Source organism: Pseudomonas sp. RA_35y_Pfl2_P32 (genome assembly GCF_963970735.1).
Classification (GTDB): domain Bacteria; phylum Pseudomonadota; class Gammaproteobacteria; order Pseudomonadales; family Pseudomonadaceae; genus Aquipseudomonas.
In genome coordinates, this window is record NZ_CAXAQF010000026.1 from 53,786 (window position 1) to 75,095 (window position 21,310).

General features: G+C 63.6%; 20 protein-coding genes. 8 read left to right on the forward strand and 12 right to left on the reverse strand.

Going from position 1 to position 21,310, the window contains the following annotated elements; genetic code table 11:
- Nucleotides 1–2: 2 nt before the first annotated feature.
- Entirely contained in the window at nt 3–1,082 is a 1,080-nt protein-coding gene (locus AACY45_RS23415; protein WP_339547611.1) for a sugar phosphate isomerase/epimerase family protein, read from the reverse strand.
- A gap of 140 nt (nt 1,083–1,222) precedes the next feature.
- On the opposite strand from AACY45_RS23415, the gene AACY45_RS23420 reads away from it, so the two are divergent.
- The 6 genes from AACY45_RS23420 to AACY45_RS23445 all read left to right on the forward strand — a co-directional run bounded on the left by AACY45_RS23420 (nt 1,223) and on the right by AACY45_RS23445 (nt 7,098).
- Nucleotides 1,223–1,831 carry a TetR/AcrR family transcriptional regulator gene (locus AACY45_RS23420; RefSeq protein WP_339547613.1) on the forward strand — a complete coding sequence of 203 codons (609 nt, stop codon included), beginning with the start codon at nt 1,223–1,225 and terminating at the stop codon, nt 1,829–1,831.
- Nucleotides 1,832–2,048: 217 nt separating this feature from the next.
- Nucleotides 2,049–2,567 (forward strand): isochorismatase family protein, encoded by a 519-nt coding sequence (locus tag AACY45_RS23425; RefSeq protein ID WP_339547615.1) that lies wholly within the window; start codon nt 2,049–2,051, stop codon nt 2,565–2,567.
- Nucleotides 2,568–2,585: 18 nt separating this feature from the next.
- On the forward strand, nt 2,586–3,038 hold the full coding sequence (locus AACY45_RS23430) for a GNAT family N-acetyltransferase (protein WP_339547616.1): 453 nt from the start codon (nt 2,586–2,588) through the stop codon (nt 3,036–3,038).
- Nucleotides 3,039–3,147: 109 nt separating this feature from the next.
- Entirely contained in the window at nt 3,148–3,663 is a 516-nt protein-coding gene (locus tag AACY45_RS23435; RefSeq protein ID WP_339547617.1) for a sigma-70 family RNA polymerase sigma factor, read from the forward strand.
- Nucleotides 3,660–4,616: a FecR family protein gene (locus AACY45_RS23440; RefSeq protein ID WP_339547618.1), complete on the forward strand. Its 957-nt coding sequence runs from the start codon at nt 3,660–3,662 to the stop codon at nt 4,614–4,616. The genes AACY45_RS23435 and AACY45_RS23440 overlap by 4 nt, the downstream gene beginning before the upstream one ends.
- A gap of 76 nt (nt 4,617–4,692) precedes the next feature.
- Complete coding sequence (locus AACY45_RS23445; protein ID WP_339547619.1) at nt 4,693–7,098, forward strand: TonB-dependent siderophore receptor; 2,406 nt, start codon at nt 4,693–4,695, stop codon at nt 7,096–7,098.
- Nucleotides 7,099–7,157: 59 nt separating this feature from the next.
- Here the strand turns inward: AACY45_RS23445 and AACY45_RS23450 are convergent, their stop codons facing one another.
- On the reverse strand, nt 7,158–7,754 hold the full coding sequence (locus AACY45_RS23450) for a DJ-1/PfpI family protein (RefSeq protein ID WP_339547620.1): 597 nt from the start codon (nt 7,752–7,754) through the stop codon (nt 7,158–7,160).
- Between the two features lie 110 nt (nt 7,755–7,864).
- On the opposite strand from AACY45_RS23450, the gene AACY45_RS23455 reads away from it, so the two are divergent.
- On the forward strand, nt 7,865–9,199 hold the full coding sequence (locus tag AACY45_RS23455; protein ID WP_339547621.1) for an aminotransferase-like domain-containing protein: 1,335 nt from the start codon (nt 7,865–7,867) through the stop codon (nt 9,197–9,199).
- Here AACY45_RS23455 and ptrR read toward each other — a convergent pair.
- On the reverse strand, nt 9,196–10,092 hold the full coding sequence (ptrR, locus tag AACY45_RS23460; RefSeq protein WP_339547622.1) for a putrescine utilization regulator PtrR: 897 nt from the start codon (nt 10,090–10,092) through the stop codon (nt 9,196–9,198). The two genes, AACY45_RS23455 and ptrR, sit on opposite strands and share 4 nt — an antisense overlap.
- Nucleotides 10,093–10,192: 100 nt before the next feature.
- Here ptrR and AACY45_RS23465 point away from each other — a divergent pair, with 100 nt between their 5' ends.
- Nucleotides 10,193–11,584, forward strand: a complete 1,392-nt coding sequence (locus AACY45_RS23465; RefSeq protein ID WP_339547623.1) for an aldehyde dehydrogenase family protein — start codon at nt 10,193–10,195, stop codon at nt 11,582–11,584.
- A gap of 199 nt (nt 11,585–11,783) precedes the next feature.
- Here the strand turns inward: AACY45_RS23465 and AACY45_RS23470 are convergent, their stop codons facing one another.
- The 9 genes from AACY45_RS23470 to AACY45_RS23510 form a co-directional block, all read right to left on the reverse strand.
- A complete protein-coding gene (locus tag AACY45_RS23470) occupies nt 11,784–11,975 on the reverse strand; it encodes a hypothetical protein (protein WP_339547625.1) in 192 nt (63 codons plus the stop codon).
- Nucleotides 11,968–13,419 (reverse strand): hypothetical protein, encoded by a 1,452-nt coding sequence (locus tag AACY45_RS23475; protein WP_339547627.1) that lies wholly within the window; start codon nt 13,417–13,419, stop codon nt 11,968–11,970. The genes AACY45_RS23470 and AACY45_RS23475 overlap by 8 nt, the downstream gene beginning before the upstream one ends.
- Before the next feature lie 358 nt (nt 13,420–13,777).
- Entirely contained in the window at nt 13,778–14,506 is a 729-nt protein-coding gene (locus tag AACY45_RS23480) for an amino acid ABC transporter ATP-binding protein (RefSeq protein ID WP_339547628.1), read from the reverse strand.
- Nucleotides 14,503–15,189 carry an amino acid ABC transporter permease gene (locus AACY45_RS23485; protein WP_339547629.1) on the reverse strand — a complete coding sequence of 229 codons (687 nt, stop codon included), beginning with the start codon at nt 15,187–15,189 and terminating at the stop codon, nt 14,503–14,505. The genes AACY45_RS23480 and AACY45_RS23485 overlap by 4 nt, the downstream gene beginning before the upstream one ends.
- Nucleotides 15,190–15,191: 2 nt before the next feature.
- The gene (locus tag AACY45_RS23490; RefSeq protein WP_159996577.1) at nt 15,192–15,920 is read right to left on the reverse strand and encodes an amino acid ABC transporter permease; all 729 of its coding nucleotides are present in this window, start codon (nt 15,918–15,920) and stop codon (nt 15,192–15,194) included.
- Nucleotides 15,921–16,042: 122 nt separating this feature from the next.
- The gene (locus AACY45_RS23495) at nt 16,043–16,942 is read right to left on the reverse strand and encodes a transporter substrate-binding domain-containing protein (protein ID WP_339547632.1); all 900 of its coding nucleotides are present in this window, start codon (nt 16,940–16,942) and stop codon (nt 16,043–16,045) included.
- A gap of 55 nt (nt 16,943–16,997) precedes the next feature.
- Entirely contained in the window at nt 16,998–18,200 is a 1,203-nt protein-coding gene (locus AACY45_RS23500) for a pyridoxal phosphate-dependent aminotransferase (RefSeq protein ID WP_339547634.1), read from the reverse strand.
- 317 nt (nt 18,201–18,517) lie between these two features.
- Nucleotides 18,518–19,930: an aldehyde dehydrogenase family protein gene (locus AACY45_RS23505; RefSeq protein WP_339547636.1), complete on the reverse strand. Its 1,413-nt coding sequence runs from the start codon at nt 19,928–19,930 to the stop codon at nt 18,518–18,520.
- A 10-nt stretch (nt 19,931–19,940) separates the two neighbouring features.
- Entirely contained in the window at nt 19,941–20,984 is a 1,044-nt protein-coding gene (locus AACY45_RS23510) for a homoserine dehydrogenase (RefSeq protein ID WP_339547637.1), read from the reverse strand.
- Between the last annotated feature and the right edge of the window lie 326 nt (nt 20,985–21,310).

Here is a 21,310-nt window from a genome sequence, read left to right on the forward strand (position 1 = left end):
GGTCATGCCCGCCCTTGAAGCGAAGGCCGGGCCAGTCCGAGCATGGCGTCGAGCTGGGCCTGGTCGACCGGGGCGCCGGCAAAGTCGTCGAACACCTTGTCCGTGACCCGGATGATGTGCTCATTGATAAACGCCACACCTTGCCTGGCGCCGTCATCCTGGTCTTTCAGGCAGCACTCCCACTCCAGCGTCGCCCAGCCGGCATAGTCATGGAGTGCCAGCTTGGAGAAGATGCCCTTGAAATCGACCTGGCCATCGCCCAGGGAACGAAACCGACCCGCGCGATCGGCCCATCCCTGATACCCGCCGTAGATGCCCTGGCGCCCGGTTGGATTGAACTCGGCATCCTTGACGTGAAACATGCGGATGAAATCGCGGTAGATGTCCAGATAGTCCAGGTAGTTGAGTTGCTGCAGCACGAAGTGACTGGGGTCAAAGAGGATCTTGCAGCGTGGATGATTGCCCACCCGCTGCAAAAACATCTCGAATGTCACCCCGTCGTGCAGGTCTTCGCCGGGGTGGATTTCGTAGCACAGGTTCACGCCCTCCTCGTCACAGGCATTGAGGATCGGCAGCCAGCGCTTGGCCAACTCGTCGAATGCCGAATCGATCAGGCCTGCGGGACGCTGCGGGAACGGGAACAGATAGGGCCAGGCAAAGGAGCCGGAGAATGTGCCCATGTCCGTCAGCCCCAAGCGGCGTGAAGCCTTGGCCGACAACCGCAAGCGCTCAAGCGCCCACTCGGTCTTGGCAGCTGCGTTGCCCTGCAGCGCTGGCGGGGCGAACCCGTCGCACAAGCTGTCATAGGCCGGATGCACCGCCACCAATTGCCCGAACAGGTGGGTGGTCAACTCGCTGATCACCAGGCCGTGCTCTGCCAAGGTCTCGCTGATGTCATCGCAATAATCCTGGCTGTGCGCTGCCAGGCTCACATCGAACAGGCGCTCATCCCAGGCCGGAATCTGCAGCGCCTTGAATCCGCGGTCCGCGGCCCAGGCCGCGATGGCCGGCAGACTGTTGAACGGCGGCGCGGCGTCACTGAATTGCGCCAGGTGCAAGCTCGGTCCCTTGAGGGTTTTCATCGCTGACTCCATTTATTTGTCGATTGACAAAGAATAGGGACGTTCACCGCGTTCGGTCAATACGCCGACTTGATTTTTTTGTCGATCGACCAATAATAGCGACAGACCCCACGCTCCTTCCCCCAAGAGACCCCCAACCCATGGCTGGCAGACCCCGAGAGTTCGACCGCGATCAAGCCTTGTGCAAGGCCCGCGATGTATTTTGGCGGCGCGGCTTCGAAGCCACGTCCATGTCCGACTTGGTCGAGGCGCTGGGCATCGCGTCAGCCCGGATCTATGCCGCGTTCGGCTCCAAGGAAGCGCTGTTTCGAGAAGCCATCGCCCTCTACGAGTCCGCCGACGGGGCCTTTGCCGACGTTGCCCTGGCCGGGGAAAGCAGTGTCCGCGACGCCATCGAGCGCATGCTCAGGGACGCCGTCGAGCTGTACACCCTGCCCGGCCGGCCACAGGGGTGCATGGTGGTATCGTCCGCGACCAACTGCTCAGCCGACAACGATGGCATCCGCGAGTGGCTGGCCGAGCACCGGCGCAACCGGACCCAGTCGATCATCGACCGCCTGGAGCAGGCGGTCCGCAGCGGCGAGTTGCCCGCCCGCACCGACGTCACGTCCCTGGGCGACTGCTACGCGACCCTGCTGCACGGGCTGTCGGTCCAGGCCCGGGACGGGATCGCCAAGGCCCGCTTGCTGGCGATGATTCCCATGGCGTTGGCGGCCCTGGATGCGGCGGTCGATAAAGCCCAGCGCTGATGACGGCACAACTCACTTGCCAACTCACCAAGGTGGCGCTAGTGTCAGGACCATGAATCAGCCCCGCACGACCTCGACCACCTTTACCACGACCGCCCAGGGCGGGTCGCGAAAGGTGCCGTGAGCGGCTAAGCACACGTTACCCCAAAGGCCCCGCCAGCAATGGACGGGGCTTTTTTTGCGCCGCTGTTGCAGGTTTACGACAAGGAAATGCAGCATGCATGCACTGTTGATTCTCGATATGCAAGTTGGCCTGTTTCACGGCCCGGACCAGCCCTGGCGCAGTGCCGCACTGCTGGACGCGGTCAATCTGCTGCTGGACAAGGCGCACCAGGCCGGCGCGCCGGTGTTCCTGGCCCGGCATGTCGGCCCGCCAGGGTCGCCGATCGAACCGGGCAGCCCGCTGACCCGCTTGATCGATGAGCTGCGGCTACAGGGCGATGAAGTGATCTTCGAAAAGACCCGCCCCAGCGCCTTCGCCGCCACGCCCTTGGCCGACTGGCTCCGGGAGCGTGGCGCCGAGGGGGTGGTGATCGCCGGACTCAAGACCCAGTACTGCGTCGACAGTACCTGCCGTGCCGTCCGCGACCTGGACGCCGTGCTGGTCGAGGATGCCCACAGCTGCAGCGACACCGAGGTCCTGAGCGCCGAGCAGACAGTCGCCCACCACAATGCGACCCTGGCGGGGCCTTTCTGCCGCCTGGTACGGGCCGCGGACTGGGACTTCCAGCCATAGGATAAGGACAGCTGCGCGATGAACAGCCAGGTACGCCGCGCCCGCGCCGAGGACGCAACCGCTATCAGCCAAGTGGTGATCGCGGCGCTGCGCCACTCCAATGCCCAGGACTATCCGCCGGCGGTCATTGACCAGGTGGTGCAGCACTTTTCCCCAGCGGCGATCCTGCACTTTCTGACGCAACGCCAGGTCTACGTGGCGACCCTGCAACAGCGGGTCGCCGCCACGGCCAGCCTCGATCAGGACGTGGTGCGCAGCGTGTTCGTCGACCCGGATCACCAGGGCCGTGGCATTGGCCAGCAATTGATGGGGGTGATTCACACAGCGGCCGCCGATGCCGGCATCGAGCAGTTGCGCGTGCCCTCCTCGCTCACCGCCGAGGGGTTTTATCGCCGGCTCGGCTATGAAAAGGTTCGTGACCAGCAACAGGGCGCCGAACGCACCCTCATCATGGGCAAGCGGCTGCTGTGAAGCCTTGAGTGCCGGTGGTCCTCAGGTGAAGGGGCGCAGATGTCAAGCATTGCGGATGCTTCACCTGACACACTAAAATGCGAAACATTACCACTTGCTAGAATTTCTCATGAAACCCTCCAACGCAGCCGAGTCGTCGACGCTTGAAGCCCTGTACCGTGGCTATCATGGATGGTTGCTCGGCTGGTTGCGCCGCCGCGTGCACTGTTCGCACCACGCTTCGGACCTGGCGCAGGACACCTTCATTCGCCTGCTGGCGGCCGGCCCTTACGTGGCCCCGCGAGAACCCCGGGCCTTTCTGGCCACCGTGGCTCGGCGCCTGTTGATCGACAACGGCCGTCGCCTGCGCCTGGAACACGCGTTTCGCGAGGAGCTCGAACGCTGCGCCACCTACCTCGATCAAGCACCGTCGCCGGAGCAGATCCTCCAGGCCATACAAATACTCGAAGCCATTGACCGGGCACTGGCCCGGATGAAACCCCGGGTGCGCGAAACCTTCATCCTGCGCCATCTCGATGGCCTGGGACAGGCGCAGATTGCCGAGCGCCTGGGGGTGACCGTGCGTACAGTGCAACATGACCTGGTGGAAGCGCTGCTGGCCTGCGACGCCTGTGCCCAGGCATGAAACCCGCCATCGCCCCTCAGGTGTTACGCCAGGCCGCTGAATGGCTGGTGCGCCTGGATCACGGCAGCGATGCCGATGCCCAGACCGAACAGCAATTCCGCGCCTGGCTGGCGGCAGACCCGCTGCACCGCGAGGCCATCGCCCGGCTGCAGGGTCACCTCGCGCCCCTGCAGGAACTCCCGGCGCGGGCGGCCCTGCGCCGGGCACAACCAGCGCAACGCCGGGCGCTGGGAGTCAAGGGCCTGGCGTTGCTGGCAGTGCTGGGGCTGACGGCCGGGACTGGCTACCCGTATTGGCAGAGCGGTTACCTGCTGGCCGATCACCGCACCGACAGCCGCCAGTGGCGGCACGAATACCTCGCCGATGGCAGTCAACTGCAACTGGACAGCAGCTCCGCCGTCGACCTGGACTTCGACTCCACGCAACGCCGCGTGCGGTTGCTCGAAGGCGAGATCCTGGTCGACGTGGCCAAGGACGCCCATCGTCCGTTCTACGTCGACACCCCCCACGGCACGATTCGCGCCCTGGGTACGCGTTTTATCGTCGAGCGCAACGGCGACGCGACCCTGGTGAGCATGCTGGAATCCTCGACCCGTATCGACAGCGGTGGACGCAGCCTGACCCTCAATCCTGGCCAGCGTGTGCGCTTCGACGCCCAGGGATTGGGCGCCGTCAGCCAGGTCGATGGCCGTGCCCTGCAAGCGGCGTGGAGCGCGCACCAGTTGCTCGCCCACGACCAATCCCTGGCCGATGTGCTGACACGAATCGCGCGCCATCACCGGGGGCTGTTGATCTTCGACCGCCAGGCCCTGCAGGCCTTGCGCGTGACGGCGATACTGCCGGCCGACGACAGCGACCGCGCACTGCGCCTGCTGGCACGCACGCTGCCGATCGAGGTGAAAAGCTACAGCCCGTGGATCACCCGGGTGTCGTTGAAGCGCGAAACGGAATAATTTTTCGCGGTTTTTTCATGTTTGCGATTCTGCTGCGTCCTTCCTTTGGCCAACATTGATAAGGAGCACACAGAAGATGGCTTCAACGTCGTTCACCCGCAGCGGTTTGCTGCTCGCCAGCCACATGCTGCTGGGCAGCCTGCCCCTGGCCCTGCCCACACTGGCGTATGCCCAACAGCAAACCCAGGCCTTCGATATTGCGCCCGGACCGCTCGGTGAAGTGCTGGGCCGCTACGCCCAGGCCGCCGGCGTGCCGATCGCTTTCGCCTCGCACCAGGTCGAGGGGCTGAGCAGCGAGGGTGTACGGGGCAGCTACAGCCTGGCCGAAGGATTCGCCCAGATCCTGCGTAACACCGGCATGGACGCCAGCGCCAGTGCCGACGGCTATCAGTTGGTGAGTCGGCCGCTGTCCACGGGATCAATCGCCCTGGAGGCGACAGAAGTCACCGCCAACCAGTTGGGGACCATCACCGAGGGCACCGGTTCCTACACCCCGGGCACCATCGCCACGGCCACCCGCCTGGTCCTGACGCCGCGGGAAACCCCGCAGTCGATTTCGGTGGTGACCCGCCAGACCATGGACGACTTCGGCCTGGTCTCCATCGACGACGTGATGCGCCATACGCCGGGGATCACGGTATCGACCTACGACAGCGAGCGCACCAACTACTACGCCCGTGGTTTCTCGATTCAGAACTTCCAGTACGACGGCATTCCGACCCTGCGCAATGATGCCTTCTCGGCCGGCCAGACCTTGACCGACATGGCCGTCTACGACCGCGTCGAAGTGCTCAAGGGGGCTACCGGGTTACTCACTGGCGCAGGTGGCCCCGGCGGCACCATCAACCTGATCCGCAAGAAACCTACCGCCGAGTTCAAGGGCAACGTGGAGCTGGGCGCTGGCAGCTGGGACAACTACCGCTCGCAGATCGACCTCAGCGGGCCGTTGACCGAGACCGGCAACGTGCGGGCACGGGCGGTCGCCGCCTATCAGGACAAGCATTCGTTCATGGACCATTACCAGCGCAAGACCAGCGTCTACTTTGGCACCGTGGAAGTCGACCTCAACCCCGATACCCTGCTGACCCTGGGTGCCGACTATCAGGACAACGACCCCAAAGGCTCGGGCTGGTCCGGCAGCCGCCCGCTGTTCGATTCCAATGGCGATCGGATCAGCCTGCCACGCGCCTTCAACAATGGGGCGAAATGGAGTGGCTGGGAGCAGTACACCCGCACGGTATTCGCCACCCTGGAACACAGCTTTGCCAATGAGTGGGTCGCCAAGGGCCAATACAACCACCAGATCAATGGCTATCACGCCGAAATCGGTTCGGTGCAAAGCAGCCCCAATGCGCTGACCGGCACCTCCAGCGTGTACGCCAACAAGTTCACCGGGGAAACCACCAGCGACAGCGGTGACTTTTACCTGTCCGGGCCCTTCAGCCTGCTGGGTCGCGAGCATCAGTGGGTGGTGGGCACCTCGGCCTCCAACGCCCATTGGAAAGCCAAGAGTTACTACAGCCCGACCTACACCAACAACCTGATCGACTTCTACCGCTGGGACGGCGACAGCATCAAGCCGGACTGGGGGGTGGCCACCCCGACGGATGAAACCACCCGCCAGACTGCCGGCTACACCACGGCTCGCTTTAGCCTGACCGATGAGCTCAACCTGATGCTCGGTGCGCGCGTGGTCAACTATTGGCTGACAGGCACCAGCGACACCCGGGAAACCGGCAAGCTGGTGCCCTATGCCGGCGTCACCTATGACCTCAACCAGAACCTGTCGTTGTACGCCAGCTACACCAGCATCTTCATGCCTCAGCTCTACTACATCGACAGCCAGAACAAAGTCCTGGAACCCGATGAGGGCAAGAACTACGAACTGGGCATCAAGGGCGAGTACTTCGATGGCCAGCTCAACACCAGCCTGGCGTATTTCGAGATCCACGAAACCAACCGTGCAGAGGCCGACAACGCCTACAACGCGGCCCCGACCAACCCCGCCGTGGAGTACGCCTACCAGGGCATCAAGGCCAAGACCAAAGGCTACGAAGCGGAAATCTCCGGCAAGCTGGCTCCCGGCTGGCAAGTGCAGGCCGGCTATACCCACAAGATCGTGCGTGACGAGCACGGCAACAAAGTGTCCACCTGGGAGCCCGAGGACCAGCTGAGTTTCTACAGCAGCTACAACTTCCAGGGCACCCTCGACAAGCTGACGCTCGGCGGTGGTGCGCGCTGGCAAGGAAAAGGCTGGCAGGTCCTGACCAACCGGGCCAAAGCCAGCGAGGAGAAGTTTTCCCAGGACGCTTACTGGCTGGTGGACCTGATGGGCCGCTATCAATTCACCGAGCACCTGTCGGCAACGGTCAACGTCAACAACCTGTTCGACAAGTACTACTACACCAACATCGGCTTCTATAATTCCTCGTACTACGGCGACCCGCGCAACGTAATGCTGACCAGCCGCTACGACTTCTGAGCCCTGGTCACACGCCGAGCCGACACGGGTGTCGGCTCGGCTCAAGCACCGGGCATCGCCTACAAATATGGCTGGATGTTGGCCAGGGTGCGCTCGACATACAGTTCCTTTTCTCCCACCGGGGCCACGTAGTGCACGGCATTGCTGGCCGCCTCCAGACCTTGCAGGCGGGCGATGATCCAGGCCGCCAGGTAGGTTGACGCCAGGCAGCCGCCGGCGGTCGCCACGTTACCCCGGGCGAAGAACGCCTGGTTCAGCACCTCTACCCCCGCAGCCTGGACCCAGGGCTTGGTGGTCAGGTCGGTACAGGCCGGCACCCCTTCCAGCAACCCCAGCTTGGCCAGCACCAGGGCCCCGGAGCATTGCGCCGCCAGCAGTTGCCGCGTCGGGTCCAGGCGCAATTGGCCCATCAGTTGACTGTCCTCGACCACTTCACGGGTCAGCGCACCGCTGCCGACAATCACCGCATCCGCCGCGTTCGCCTCCTGCAGCGTGGCCTGGGACTCGATCACCAACCCGTTCATCGAGCGCACGCGCAGCGTCGGGCTGGCAATCGACACGCGCCAGCCCGGGGTCTTGATTCGGTTGAGCACGCCCAGGGCAATCAGGGAGTCGAGTTCGTTGAAACCTTCAAACGTCAGAATCGCGATATGCATGGCCGGGTCGTCCGCTGAGTGGGCTGGCGTGCGCCTTTGGGCGCGGTTGTGGGGTCTCAGGCTATGGCCAATAATCAGTGCAATCAAATAATTGTACTGGATACAAGCCCATGGCCCGTTCCCGCTACAAGTCCCTGGTGGACGCCTTCGCCGCCGACATCCGTGCCGGCCGCCTGACACCCGGCACCCGCCTGCCCACCCACCGTCAATTGGCCACTCGCGAAGGCCTGGCCCTGGCCACCGCGACCCGGGTGTATGGCGAACTCGAGGCCATGGGCCTGGTCAGTGGCGAGGCCGGTCGGGGCACCTTTGTCCGGGAGACTGCGCTGCCCGCCGGGCTGGGGGTCGACCAACACGCGGTCGCCGCTGGCCTGCTCGATCTCAATTTCAACTACCCCGCGCTCCCCGGCCAGGCCGAACTGCTGCGTGGCGCCTTGCGGCAACTGGCCAACGGCGGTGACCTGGAAGCCCTGTTGCGCTATCAGCCCCACGGGGGTCGCCTCCATGAGCGGGCCAGCGTCGCCCGGCACCTGCGCTGCCGCGGCCTGGGGGTCAGTGAACAGCAGGTGCTGATCGTCAGCGGTGCCCAGCACGGCCTGGCCGTCACCCTGATGGGGCTATTGCGGGCCGGCGATGTGGTCGCCACCGACGCCCTCACCTACCCCGGGTTCAAAGTCCTCGCCGAGAGCCAGCGCCTGGAACTGGCGCCGATTCCCGCCGCCCACCAGCAACCGGACCTCGACGCCCTGGCGCGCCTGTGCCAGCAACGCAAGGTGCGCGCCGTGTACTGCATGCCGACCCTGCACAATCCGCTGGGCTGGGTGGTCAGTGCCGACTGGCGCCAGCGCCTGGTGCAGATCGCCCGCCAGCACGGCCTGCTGATCATCGAAGACGCCGCCTACGCCTTCCTTGCCGAAGACCCGCCACCGCCCCTGGCCGCTCTGGCACCGGAGCGCACCGTCTACGTCTCGGGGCTGTCGAAAAGTATCGCCACCGGCCTGCGGGTCGGTTTTGTCGCGGCGCCCCAGCCCTGGATCCCGGCCCTGGAACGCATCATCCGGGCCACCGTCTGGAACACCCCCGGCGTGATGACCTCGATCGCCTGCCATTGGCTCGACGACGGCACCGTGCTACGCCTGGAACAGCAAAAGCGCGAGGATGCCCGCCACCGCCAAGCCCTGGCCCGCGCCACCTTGCGCGGCCTGCCTTGCATCAGCCATCCCAACGCCTATTTCCTCTGGCTGCCCCTGGGTGAAGAAGTGCGCGCCGACCAGATCGCCATGGCCCTGCTGCGCGAGAACGTTTCGGTGTCGACCGCCGAACCCTTTGCCACCTCCAGCCACGTGCCCCACGCCATCCGCCTGGCACTGGGCTCTTTGGCGCTGGATAGCCTGCAGGTCGCCCTGCAGACGGTGAAGCGGGTGGTGGATGGGCATACGTATTAAGCCGGCTGGCGTCCGCAAGCCTGCGCCCCCACTCCCCCACGCGCCTCCAGCATCCGCACAAACATGCTCAGGCTTTGCGACACCGTGCCCCGGCGCCACACCAGCCAGGTGCGCAAGTAGCGGAACGACTCGGACAGCGGCCAGATGCTCACCGTGCTGCAACCGGGCATGCTCTCGAGCATGCTGCGGGGCATCAGGGCCAGGCCGGCACCGGCACTGACGCAGGCGAGCATGCCGTGGTAGGACTCCATCTCATGGATCCGCCCCGGCACTGCCGCATCCTGGGCGAACCAGTTCTCGAAGTGGTGCCGGTAGGAACAGTTGGCGCGAAACGCATAAATGCTCTCGCCGTTGACCTCCCGCGCGCGGTGGATCGGCGGGTGATTGAGGGGGGCGATCAGCACCATCTCCTCCTCGAACGCCGGCACCCCTTCCAGTGCCGGGTGCAGCACCGGCCCGTCGACGAAGGCCGCTGCCAGGCGCCCGGACAGAACGCCGTCGATCATGGTCCCGGAGGGCCCGGTGGACAGGTCCAGCGCCACCTTGGCGTACTGTTGGTTGTAGGCCGCCAGCAACCCGGGAATGCGCACCGCCGCCGTGCTTTCCAGCGAGCCGAGGGAAAACGCGCCCTGGGGTTCTTCCCCGGCGACCGTCGCCCGGGCCTCCCCGACCAGGTCGAGAATCCGCCGCGCGTAATCGAGAAAACTCCAGCCGGCCGGCGACAGGCGCAAGCGGCTTTTCTCGCGGATAAACAGATCCACCCCCAGGTCCTGCTCCAGTTGCTTGATCCGCGTCGTCAGGTTCGAGGGCACCCGATGGATGTGCTGCGCGGCGGCACTGATGCTGCCGTGCTCGGCCACGGCCTTGAACATTTCCAGCTGAACCAGATCCACGTCATTCTCCATTCGTGAACAATAGGCTCAGTATTATTCAGTTTTCAGCAATCATGCGCCAGCGTAGCCTGCATCCATTCCCACCCAGCAGGACGGTGCCATGACCCCGATTTCCAGCCTCACCCATGCCCTTTCGATCAACCCCGCCACCGCCGAGCAGATCGGCCACTACCCTTACGAGACCGCCGCCGAGCTGGATGCGGCGTTGGCCCGGGCCAGTGCCGGCTTCGCCACCTGGCGCCGCACCCCGCTCGCCCAGCGTGCCCAGGCCTTGATCGCCCTGGCCCAGGCCCTGCGCGACAACGCCACGAACATGGCCCGGATGATCACCCTGGAAATGGGCAAGCCGCTGGCCCAGACCCGGGGTGAAATCGAAAAGTGCGCCCTGCTCTGCCTGTGGTACGCCGAACACGGCCCGGCCATGCTCGCTGCCGAGCCGACCCAGGTGGAAGGCGGCAAGGCGCGCATCGAGTACCGCCCGCTGGGGCCGATTCTCGCGGTGATGCCGTGGAACTTCCCGATCTGGCAGGTCCTGCGCGGCGCCGTCCCGGCCTTGCTCGCCGGCAACACCTACGTACTCAAGCACGCACCGAACGTGATGGGCAGCGCCTACCTGCTGCGCGATGCCGTGCGCCAGACCGGGTTTGCCGAGGGCGTGTTCGACGTCATCAACGTCACGCCGGACGGTGTCTCCCGTGCGATTGCCGATCCACGGATCGCCGCCGTGACCCTGACCGGCAGCGTGCGCGCCGGCATGGCCATCGGCGCCCAGGCCGGTGCGGCCTTGAAGAAGTGCGTGCTGGAACTGGGGGGCAGCGATCCGTTCATCGTGCTCAACGACGCCGACCTCGATGAAGCGGTCAAGGCTGCGGTGATCGGCCGCTACCAGAACACCGGGCAAGTCTGCGCCGCGGCCAAGCGCCTGATCATCGAACAGGGCGTGGTCGAGGAATTCACCCGCAAGTTCGTCGAGCTGACCCGCCAACTGGTGGTCGGCGACCCCTTGGCCGATGAGACCTACATCGGCCCGATGGCGCGCTTTGATCTGCGTGACGAACTGGACGCCCAGGTGCGCGAGACCCTGGAGCAAGGCGCGACCTTGTTGCTGGGTGGCGCCAAGGCCGAAGGCCCGGGCAACTACTACCCGCCGACGATTCTGGCCGATGTCACCGACCAGATGACCGCCTTCCGCCAGGAACTGTTTGGCCCGGTGGCGTCGATCATCACCGCCCGCGATGCCGCCCATGCGCTGGCGCTGGCCAACGACAGCGAGTTCGGGCTGACGGCGACGGTCTACAGCCGCAACCTCGAACAGGCCCGGCAACTGGCGGACGAGCTGGAAACCGGTGGTGTGTTCATCAACGGCTACAGCGCCTCCGACCCCCGCGTGAGCTTCGGCGGCGTGAAGAAAAGCGGTTTTGGCCGGGAACTGTCGCACTTCGGCGTCCGGGAATTCTGCAACGTCCAGACCGTATGGCTGGATCGCCGCTGAGGTCAATAAAGAAAACGGGAGCACTAGGCTGATGCCGATCAGTTGAGCTTTTTTGTAGAAGCGAGCCTGCTCGCGAAAAACGTCAACGATAACGCGTGTATTCAGGATAAACACGGCGCCTTTGAGTCCTTCGCGAGCAAACCGCAAGCGGGGGCCGCTCCTACACTAGGTCGGCGTCACTCAACTAATCGGCATTAACCTAGCGCTCCCGAAAGGCTGCGCCAAACACCCCGTGGTAGAAGTCCCCGCCCCAGGGACCAAACTCCGGTCCGTGGTTCTGCTGCAGGTCAATGTTGTACTGGCTGAACACACCATTGACCAACTGCGGCTCATTGATCATGAACCAGGGTCCGCCGCTGCCCGGCAACAGTCGCGGTGACGTTTTAGGCATGCACTGCGGGGGCCAGCCATGGCCCCGCTGGATAGAGATTGGCCTCCACCAGGTACCAGACGATGTTCCAACTATAGCCACGGTCGTAGTTACTCTTGACCAACACATCGCCGGAGGAGCGACCAATTATCTGCTCGCTGACTTTGTGCCAGTCGCCGCCCGTGCCATCGTCCCAGTTGCAGATGATGTCCCAGCCGACAATCACCTTGGTCGAGTCACGAAAGGAGAACACGTGCTTGTTCCAGCCGATCCGCCATTTCGCCTCTACATGGTCCGAGACTCTCTGGATATTGATCCCCGGCAGATCGCCTTTCTGAAACCCGAAGCTCCAGCGCGCCGTGTCCTTGTTCGCGTCGAAGCTCTGGTCCTTCTTGGGCTCGCTTTTTCCCGCCGCGACCACCTGGGTGTAGAACGCCTGGCGGTTGTTGATCTCGCGCAGGCCGTTGAGCAGGCGATTGGTTTCCTCGGTCAACATCTCGATCATTTTCGAGTCTTTGGGCAAGGAGGCTTGCTGCGCCTGGATTTTTGATTCCAGCCGGTGGTACGGCTCCTCGACCAGCCGCCGACCGAAGTCCGGACAGCTACTGAACAAGGCGCGCGCCAGCCAAAAACGGTTGTAGAGAAAACTCAACTCGGAAAACACCACGGGGCTGACCGGCACTTCGCCGGAAATCGACGGGTCGATCACCCGATAATGCTGCAGGTAGGTATCCAATTGGGTGGGTTGCAGCGACTGGTTGAACCACGGCAGCAACTCGGTGACGATGGTCTCGGCGGTCCAGCCCGTTTTCGGTGGCGTGGGGATCGCGCAGTTCACCCCGGTGACCTTGATCCGCACGGAGACGCTGGCGTTGTGTTCCTTGGAGATTTTCTCGAAGCTTGCGCTGCCCTCGATGGTGAACACCTTAGGCACGTCGGCGGCCATTGCGGCGGTGAACTTGCTGCGTTGCTCGGCGCTGGAGAAACGGCACTGGTAGATCGCATACAGGGATGAGCCGGCCCTATAACCTGCGACAAAATAGTCGCCGTACTTGCTGCGAAAATCCTCGCCTGGGGTCACGTTCAGTTCGTTTGTCTGCGCCAGTGCGTATTGGCTCTCCTCGATCGACACCTGGGCCACCAGCGTCACGCTCAACTCGGAAACCGCCATCTCGTTGAGGAACGAGGTATTGGCCGAGACATTCACCCCCTCAAGGTTGTAGGCCGCCTTCACCGAGCCGCAAATCATGCTCTGCAAGTCACTCTCTGTCTGCACCCGCGAATAGCTGAATTCCATCGACTTCTGCCCCGCCGGGGTCACCGTGAACGGCTTGACCGCCGAGGCACGCAATTGACCGGTGATGGCATCGATACCCAACCCGAGCTGGTAGCTCTTCTGCCACGGCTGGCCCACCACCGTGGTGTTGAGCAGAGTGGTCTGCGGGTCGCTTGAGATCTGTTTCATGGGTCGTTCTCCTTAACAGTTTGAACCGCAGAATCATCGCTGGCGCCAAGCCCATATGCCTCTGGACACGAGCGGACCGGGCTCCTGGCACAACGGTGGAACCCTGTGGGGAAATCTGGCACAAAACCCCGAGCGCCAGTGAGCGATCAGTAGGAAAAGTGTGCGGCAGCTAGCAAAGCGCGGGGGAGAGACAGCAAAAAACAGAGGGACAACGACTAATGCTGATCAGTTAGGCGATCACCCTCTGTAGCCGCTGGCGGAGCCTGCGTTCGGCAGCTGCTACAAGAGCTGCGAAAATCGCTTGAGTGATCGGTATTGGGGCCAGGCCGGGAATGGCTCCCGGCCGGCGTGCAACGCCTTAGTGCTGGAGGATTTTCGAGAGGAAACTGCGGGCGCGGTCCGAACGCGGGGCGCCGAAGAACTCTTCGGACTTCACGTCCTCGATGATCTCGCCGCCGTCCATGAACACGATGCGGTCGGCCACTTTGCGGGCAAAGCCCATTTCATGGGTGACGCACATCATGGTCATGCCCTCGCGGGCCAACTGGACCATGACGTCCAGCACTTCGTTGACCATTTCCGGGTCGAGCGCCGAGGTCGGTTCATCGAACAACATGGCGATCGGGTCCATGGCCAGGGCCCGGGCAATCGCGACCCGCTGTTGCTGGCCGCCGGACAGCTGGATCGGGTACTTGTGCGCATGGCTCTTGAGCCCGACGCGTTCCAACAGGGTCATGCCCTTTTTGGTGGCGGTGTCGCGATCCCGGCCCAGCACCTTGATCTGCGCCAGGTTGAGGTTGTCGATGATGCTCAGGTGCGGGAACAGTTCGAAATGCTGGAACACCATGCCCACCCGCGCACGCAGTTTCGGCAGGTCCACACCTTTGCCGGTGACAGGCTGGTTCTCGATAAAGATCTCGCCTTCCTGCACCGGCTCCAGGCCGTTGACACATTTGATCAGGGTGCTCTTGCCGGAACCGGACGGCCCGCACACCACCATCACTTCACCACGCGAGAGCTCGGTGGTGCAGTTCTTCAGGACCTGGAAGTTGCCGTACCATTTGCTCAGGTTTTTCATCTGGATCATGCGGTTCTCCCTACATTTTTTTTCAGGCGTTTGGTCAGGCTGGAGAGCAGGTAGCAGATCACCAGGTAGACCAGGGCCACGAACAGGTACAGCTCCACCAGGCGCCCGTCACGCTGGGCGAACTTGCTGGCCGCGCCGGTGAAGTCGGCGATGGACAACACGTACACCAGCGAGGTGTCCTGGAACAGGATGATGGTCTGGGTCAGCAGCAAGGGGGTCATGCGGCGCAACGCCTGGGGCAGGATCACGTAGAGCATCGATTGCGTCGGACGCAGGCCGAGGGCGGCCGCGGCTTGTCGCTGGCCGCCACTGATGCTCTGGATACCACCCCGAATGATCTCGCTGTAGTAGGCCGCCTCGAACATGCAGAAGGTCACGAAGGCGGTGACCACCGGGCCGATCTGCACCGGACGTTCGGTGCCGAAGGCCATCTGCAGGAGCAAGGGCATCAGGAAGTAGAACCAGAAGATCACCAGTACCAGCGGGATGCTGCGCATCACCGTCACATAGCCCAGGGCAAAGCCGCGCAGCACGCGGTTGTGCGACAGGCGCATGAGGGCCAGGAAGGTGCCGGCGACGATGCCCACCGACATGGCCACCAGGGTCAGCAGCAGGGTGAATTTCAGGCCATTCCACAGGGCCGGCATGGCCCGGACAATGACGCTTGGGTCTAGATCAAACATGACTACCTCGTCGCGCCGCGAATGGCCAGGGAACGTTCGATGTGACCCATGACAAAGGTCACCAGCAGTGAGATCACCACGTAAATCACGGTCGCGGCGGTGAACGCCTCAAAGGTGTTGAACGAGTACTCGCTGACGTTGCGCGCCTGCGCGGTCAACTCCATCAAGCCGATGGTCAGGGCCACCGATGAGTTCTTCAGGGTGTTCAGGGCCTCGGAGGTCAGTGGCGGGAATACCACGCGGATCGCCTGGGGCAGCAACACCTGCAGGTACATCTGGGTCGGGCGCAGGCCCAGCGCCAGGGCGGCACCGCGCTGCCCGCCGGCGACCGACTCGATGCCGGCCTTGAACAGCTCCGACAACTTGGCCGAGGTGAACAGGGTCAGCGCCACCACGGCACTGAAGAACGAGGGATAGGGCAAGTCCTGCTTGAGGTAGTCACCCATCGACACCGGCAGCAACTCGGGCACCACAAAGAAGCAGATGAACATTTGCACCAGCAGCGGGATGTTGCGAAACACCTCGGTGTACAGGTTGCACAGCCATACCAAAGGCCGCAGCGTGCTGGTGCGCAGGGTGCCGACCAGGCCACCGATCAACAACGCGAGGATGAACGCGACCAGGGTGGTCGCCAGGGTCCAGCTGGTGCCGGTGACCAGCCAGTGCAGATACGACGAGGTTTCTCCGGGAGCGAAATCCCAGAACACGCTCCAGTTCCAGTTGTAATCCATCAACCACCAACCTTTCAGAAAAAGCACAACGCTTGCACGCTGAACACGCTCTTCCCCGCGCAGGAGCTGGCAAGCCAGCGCCCGCGCACAAAAAAGCGCATCAGCTCATTGGCAAACCGGCATCAGACGCCGGTGTCGTTCGGGTGCGCGATGGCTTGCTTCAGCGCTTCGCTCATCGGCAGGTTGATCACGGCATTCTTCGGCGGGATCGGCTGCTCGAACCATTTCGGGTACTGGGCATCGATCACCCCGGTGCTGTAGAGGTTGCGCAATACGTCATCGGCAAAGGACTTGAACTGCGGGTCGTTCTTGCGGATGCCGATGGCATAGGGTTCGGCGGACATCGGCTCGGGCAGCAAGGTGTAGGCCTCAGGGCTGCGGCTTTGGGCGATGGTTGCCATCAACTGCACGTCGTCGTTGATGTAGGCCACGGCGCGCCCGGTTTCCAGCATCAGGAAGGCTTCGCCACCGTCCTTGGCATTGAGGATTTTCAGGCCCAGCTGTTTCTCCCGGTTCAGGTTCTTGGTGATCCACTCGCCGCTGCCCCCGGTAATCACCACCACTGACTTGCCCTTGAGGTCGGCGACGCTGTGGATGCCGGCGGTTTTCTTCACGGCGTACTTGGCGCTGGCCACATAGCTGGTGAGCAGGAAGCCGATCTGTTTCTGGCGCTCGACGGTGTTGGTGGTCACCCCGCATTCCAGGTCGATGGTGCCGTTGATCAGCAGCGGGGTACGGGTCGCCGCAACAACCGAGACGTACTCGGTCTTGAGGCCGGGTTCGCCCACCTTGACCTTGATCTGGTCAACGATTTTCTGACACAGCTCGATGCTGTAGCCGATCGGTTGCTGGGCATCGTTGAGGTAGGAAAACGGCAACGAGGCGTCGCGGTAACCGAGGGTGACGGTGCCCGATTCCTTGATTTTCTTCAGGGTTCCGGTGAGGTCATCAGCCTGTGCAACGCTGGTGCCCAGACAAGCAGCGACGACGAGGGCAAGCAGCTGTTTCTTTTTATCGAGCATGGGGATCTCCGACTTTTGTTATGGCAGCTTTGGCACAGCGAAAGGGCGAAGGGCTTCAGCGCAAGGCATCCAACGCTTCGCGGATACGAACGACCGCTTTTTGTAGGTTTTCCCGGGAGGTGGCGAACGACAGCCGGAAGTACCCCGGCAGCCCGAACGCCAACCCCGGCACGACGGCGACACCGGCATGGTTGAGCAGGTAGGCCGACAACTCGACGTCATCGATGATCACCCGCCCGTCCGGGCTGACCCGACCGAACAACTGGCTGCACTCGGGGAAGGCATAAAAGGCCCCGGCCGGTGCGTTCAGGCGCAAGCCGGCGCATTGGCTCAGGCCCTCGACCAACAGGCGGCCGCGCGCGGCGTACTCGGTGGCGCGGTGCTTGACGAAATCCTGCGGACCTTGCAGCGCGGCGCGCGACGCCTCCTGGGAAATCGCGCTGGCGCCTGAGGTGCTTTGCGACTGGATCTTGCTGATCGCGGCGATCAGCGCCTTGGGGCCGGCGGCGTAACCGATGCGCCAGCCGGTCATGGCATAGGCCTTGGCCACACCATTGATCAGCAAGGTGCGCTCACGCAGGTGCGGACAGGCATTGGCGAAGGACACGAATGGCTGGTCGGCGAGCAGCACGTGCTCGTAGATTTCATCGGACATCACCAGCACGTTGGGGAAGTCTTCCAGCACCTTGCCCAGCGCTTGCAGTTCGGTGAGGGAGTAGATGGCGCCGCTGGGGTTGGACGGCGAGTTGAGGACCAGCCAGCGGCTTTTTTCGGTCAGCGCGGCCTGCAGCGCCTCGGCGGTCAGCTTGAAGCCGACCTCGATGCCACAGGCAATCACCTGCGGGCTGCCGCCATTGAGCGTGACGATGTCGGAATAGGAGACCCAGTACGGCGCGGGGATGATCACCTCGTCACCGGCCTCCAGGGTCGCCATGAAAGTGTTGAAGATCACCTGTTTGGCGCCGTTGCCCACGGTGATCTCGTCGACGCTGTAGTCCAGGCCGTTCTCGCGCTGGAACTTGCTGACGATCGCCTGGCGCAAGGCCAGGGTGCCCTGGGGCGCGGTGTAGCGGGTATGGCCGTCACGCATGGCCTGGCAGGCCGCGTCGATGATGTGGGCCGGGGTATCGAAATCCGGTTCGCCCAGGCTCATGTCGACAATGTCGCGACCCAGGCTGGCCAGCTCCTTGGCACGCATGGAAATGATCATGCTCGGAGAAGAAGAGATCTGCTTGACGCGTTGACTTTCAAAACTCATGAAATGCCCGCCTTCCTTGGAGGTCCGCTGAAGATCATGGAGGATCGTCAAGCGCCTCGCCGTTGTTGTACGACGTAGTATGACATGCGTTTTTCTGATTTCGCAATCGCCAAGTGCCAGTGTTTTTTTTCCATGCAAAAAGCCCCGTCGCACCACGATAACCCGTGGTTATCGCGGTATGACAGGCCTGATGGGTCTAGACGAGGACGCTGGGAGCGTCATGCTCAAGCAGAAAATAATCCCTGCCTGGGTGGGGCAAGCCGCAAAGAGGTACGACGACTTAACGACTTCTACCCATTGCAGAGGCCTTCAAACGCCTAGGCCGGCGTATTGAGGCACACCACCTTGGGCTGGGTCATTTCTTCATAGGCAAACCGCACCCCCTCGCGCCCCAGGCTGCCGTACTTGGAGCCGCCGAAGGGCATCGCATCGAAGCGGTAATCGGAAGAATCGTTGATCATCACGCCCCCCGCCTCTATCCGCTTGGCGGCGCTCATGGCCGTGGCCAGGTCACCGGTGAAGATCCCCGCGTGCAGGCTGTACTCCGGCTCGTTGGCCAGGGCGATGGCCTCATCGAAGCTGTCGAAGGGTTGCAGGACCACCACCGGGGCGAACACTTCTTCGCGCCACAACCGGCTGGCGTGATTGACGTTCTCCAGCACCGTTGCCCCATAGCAGGAGCCCAGGCGGCGATGGCCGCAGAGCAGCCTGGCGCCCTCGCGCAAGGCGTCGTTGACCACCTGCTCGGCATTCTGGGCCGCCTGCGGGGTGATCATCGGCCCGATATCGGTGCTCGCCAAGGCCGGGTCACCGGTTACCAGCGCCTCGGCCCGGCGCACGAACCCTTCGCGAAAGGCCTCATAGACCGACGCCTGGACCAGCAGGCGCTGGGTGCCGATGCAGTTCTGCCCGGCGGCCCAGAAGGCACCGGACACACAACTGTCGATCGCCGCCGGCAAGTCGCAGTCGCCCATCACGATCACCGGCGCGTTACCGCCCAGGTCCATGGCCAGCTTCTTCAGGCCGGCGGTGCGGGCAATCTGCTCCCCGGTGACGAAGCCGCCGGTGAAGGAAATCATCCGCACCTCGCGGGCGGCCACCAGCGCCCGGCCCAACTCTGCCCCGCCCGTGGCGACCGTGACGACCGCCTCCGGCAACCCGGCCTGCACCAGGTAATCCACCAGGCGCAGGGCCGACAAGGGCGCCAGCTCCGACGGTTTGAGGATCACCGCATTGCCGCCGGCAATCGCCGGGCCGAGCTTGTGGGCCACCAGGTTCAGTGGATCGTTGTACGGGGTGATCGCGACGATCAGGCCCAAGGGCTCGCGGGTGAACCAGCCCTGGCGTGACTCGGAGCCTTCGTAGGCATCGAACGGCACCACTTCGCCGGCGTTGCGCTTGGCCTCCTCGGCCGACAACTTGAGGGTGTTGACGCAGCGCTTGACCTCTTTTTGCGCCTGCACCAGGGTCTTGCCGGCTTCCTCGACAATCAGCCGGGCAAAGCCCTGGGCGTCACGCTCGATGGCCAGCGCCGCCTGCTCGAGAATCCGTGCGCGGCGATGGCGCGGCAGCGCAGCGCAGAGGCGCGCGCCGTGCCGGCCCTGTTCCAGCAGTTGCGGGACTTGGGCCGCCTCCACCTTTTCAACCGTGCAGATGACGCTGCCGTCAAAGGGGTTCAACACATCAATGTGCGGCTCGACAACCGCCAGGGCCAGACGCGATAGGTTCACAGGCTTTCTCCTAGTGGGTGACCACGGATGTGTGCAGGCTGATGATGTCCGACAACAAGGCGAACGCGGTTTCCATGCGCCCGGCGCCCGGCCCCGAGACCGTCACGGCGCCCAGCAATGGGCTGGTGAACGACACCGCGTTGGTGGCGCCGCTGATCGCGGCCAATGGGTGATCGTTGCGCAGCAGGCGCGGTTCGACCCGAGCACTGACCGAGCCATCGGCCTGACGCGTGGCGGCGCCAATCAGCTTCCAGCGCGCACCCTCCTGGCGGGCCTTGGCGATGTCGTCCAGGGTCAGGGCGCTGATGCCCTGGCAGCTGACATCGCTGACCTGCAACTTGGCGTCCAGTAATTCATTGGCCAGGATCACCACCTTGAGGCGCACGTCGTAACCCTCGACATCGGCGCTCGGGTCGGCTTCGGCGTAGCCCAGTTCCTGCGCCTGGCGCACCGCCTCGGCAAACCCCAGGCCGCCCTCCATGCAGGTCAGGACGAAGTTGGAGGTGCCGTTGAGAATCCCCTCGAATCCACTGATCGCGCTGCCGGCCAGGGCCTGTTTGGCCAGGCGGATCACCGGCGTGCCGCTCATCACCGAACCTTCGTATTCAAAGGCCACCTTGTTGCGCAGGGCCAGGGCCTTGAGCTCGGCACCGTGCAGGGCAATCGGCCCCTTGTTGGTGGTCACCACGTGCTTGCCCGCCTCCAGGGCCCATCGGCAGAACGAGGTGGCAGGCTCGCCGTCCACCGGATTGGTGAAGGTCGCCTCGGCAATGATGTCGGCGCCCGAGTCCTTGATCACCGCTTCATTCAAGGCCTCGACCGTGCCCCCGGGCAGTTGGGCCAAAGCCCCCTTGACCGCCGGCAGCCGCGCCAGCACCCCGGCGTCCAGGCCTTCGCGGCCCACCAGCGAACCGAGAAACAAGTCGGTCACCCCGACGATCTTCAGGCTGAAACCCAGCTCGGTTTTCCAGCCTTCATTGCGCTCGGCAATCAGTTGGGCCAACGCCCGGTTGACACCACCGAAGCCGACCAGCGCCAGTTTGTATTCAGTCATTTTGTTATTGCCCTTGATCCGGGGGATGGGTTGTTGGGCACTAGATTAGGCGGCGGGCCCGGGCAGTGAAATAGGCCAATTTGCTCTATTTCCTGGGCGTTTTGCCCAGGGTTTGCGCAATTTCAAAGACCGCTGGGGGGCTGCAGGTCCTGCTCGCGATGACGGTGGGTCAGTATCCAAAAATGTTGGCTGTGGCGGCCCCATCGCGGGCAAGCGGAGCGCCGCCCGGCCCGCTCCCACATCTATGGTTACCCCCTTTTCTGCAATACTGTTTCTGATGTCGTGTTTGGCTTGCTTTCATCTATTCGGCGTCTGAGTGGGGGAGC

Excerpts from the sequence above, each read along its gene's own strand:
- AACY45_RS23415 (WP_339547611.1), bottom strand. The coding sequence starts at position 1,082 with ATGAAAACCCTCAAGGGACCGAGCTTGCACCTGGCGCAATTCAGTGAC.
- AACY45_RS23420 (WP_339547613.1), top strand. The coding sequence starts at position 1,223 with ATGGCTGGCAGACCCCGAGAGTTCGACCGCGATCAAGCCTTGTGCAAG.
- AACY45_RS23425 (WP_339547615.1), top strand. The coding sequence starts at position 2,049 with ATGCATGCACTGTTGATTCTCGATATGCAAGTTGGCCTGTTTCACGGC.
- AACY45_RS23430 (WP_339547616.1), top strand. The coding sequence starts at position 2,586 with ATGAACAGCCAGGTACGCCGCGCCCGCGCCGAGGACGCAACCGCTATC.
- AACY45_RS23435 (WP_339547617.1), top strand. The coding sequence starts at position 3,148 with ATGAAACCCTCCAACGCAGCCGAGTCGTCGACGCTTGAAGCCCTGTAC.
- AACY45_RS23440 (WP_339547618.1), top strand. The coding sequence starts at position 3,660 with ATGAAACCCGCCATCGCCCCTCAGGTGTTACGCCAGGCCGCTGAATGG.
- AACY45_RS23445 (WP_339547619.1), top strand. The coding sequence starts at position 4,693 with ATGGCTTCAACGTCGTTCACCCGCAGCGGTTTGCTGCTCGCCAGCCAC.
- AACY45_RS23450 (WP_339547620.1), bottom strand. The coding sequence starts at position 7,754 with ATGCATATCGCGATTCTGACGTTTGAAGGTTTCAACGAACTCGACTCC.
- AACY45_RS23455 (WP_339547621.1), top strand. The coding sequence starts at position 7,865 with ATGGCCCGTTCCCGCTACAAGTCCCTGGTGGACGCCTTCGCCGCCGAC.
- AACY45_RS23465 (WP_339547623.1), top strand. The coding sequence starts at position 10,193 with ATGACCCCGATTTCCAGCCTCACCCATGCCCTTTCGATCAACCCCGCC.
- AACY45_RS23470 (WP_339547625.1), bottom strand. The coding sequence starts at position 11,975 with ATGCCTAAAACGTCACCGCGACTGTTGCCGGGCAGCGGCGGACCCTGG.
- AACY45_RS23475 (WP_339547627.1), bottom strand. The coding sequence starts at position 13,419 with ATGAAACAGATCTCAAGCGACCCGCAGACCACTCTGCTCAACACCACG.
- AACY45_RS23480 (WP_339547628.1), bottom strand. The coding sequence starts at position 14,506 with ATGATCCAGATGAAAAACCTGAGCAAATGGTACGGCAACTTCCAGGTC.
- AACY45_RS23485 (WP_339547629.1), bottom strand. The coding sequence starts at position 15,189 with ATGTTTGATCTAGACCCAAGCGTCATTGTCCGGGCCATGCCGGCCCTG.
- AACY45_RS23490 (WP_159996577.1), bottom strand. The coding sequence starts at position 15,920 with ATGGATTACAACTGGAACTGGAGCGTGTTCTGGGATTTCGCTCCCGGA.
- AACY45_RS23495 (WP_339547632.1), bottom strand. The coding sequence starts at position 16,942 with ATGCTCGATAAAAAGAAACAGCTGCTTGCCCTCGTCGTCGCTGCTTGT.
- AACY45_RS23500 (WP_339547634.1), bottom strand. The coding sequence starts at position 18,200 with ATGAGTTTTGAAAGTCAACGCGTCAAGCAGATCTCTTCTTCTCCGAGC.
- AACY45_RS23510 (WP_339547637.1), bottom strand. The coding sequence starts at position 20,984 with ATGACTGAATACAAACTGGCGCTGGTCGGCTTCGGTGGTGTCAACCGG.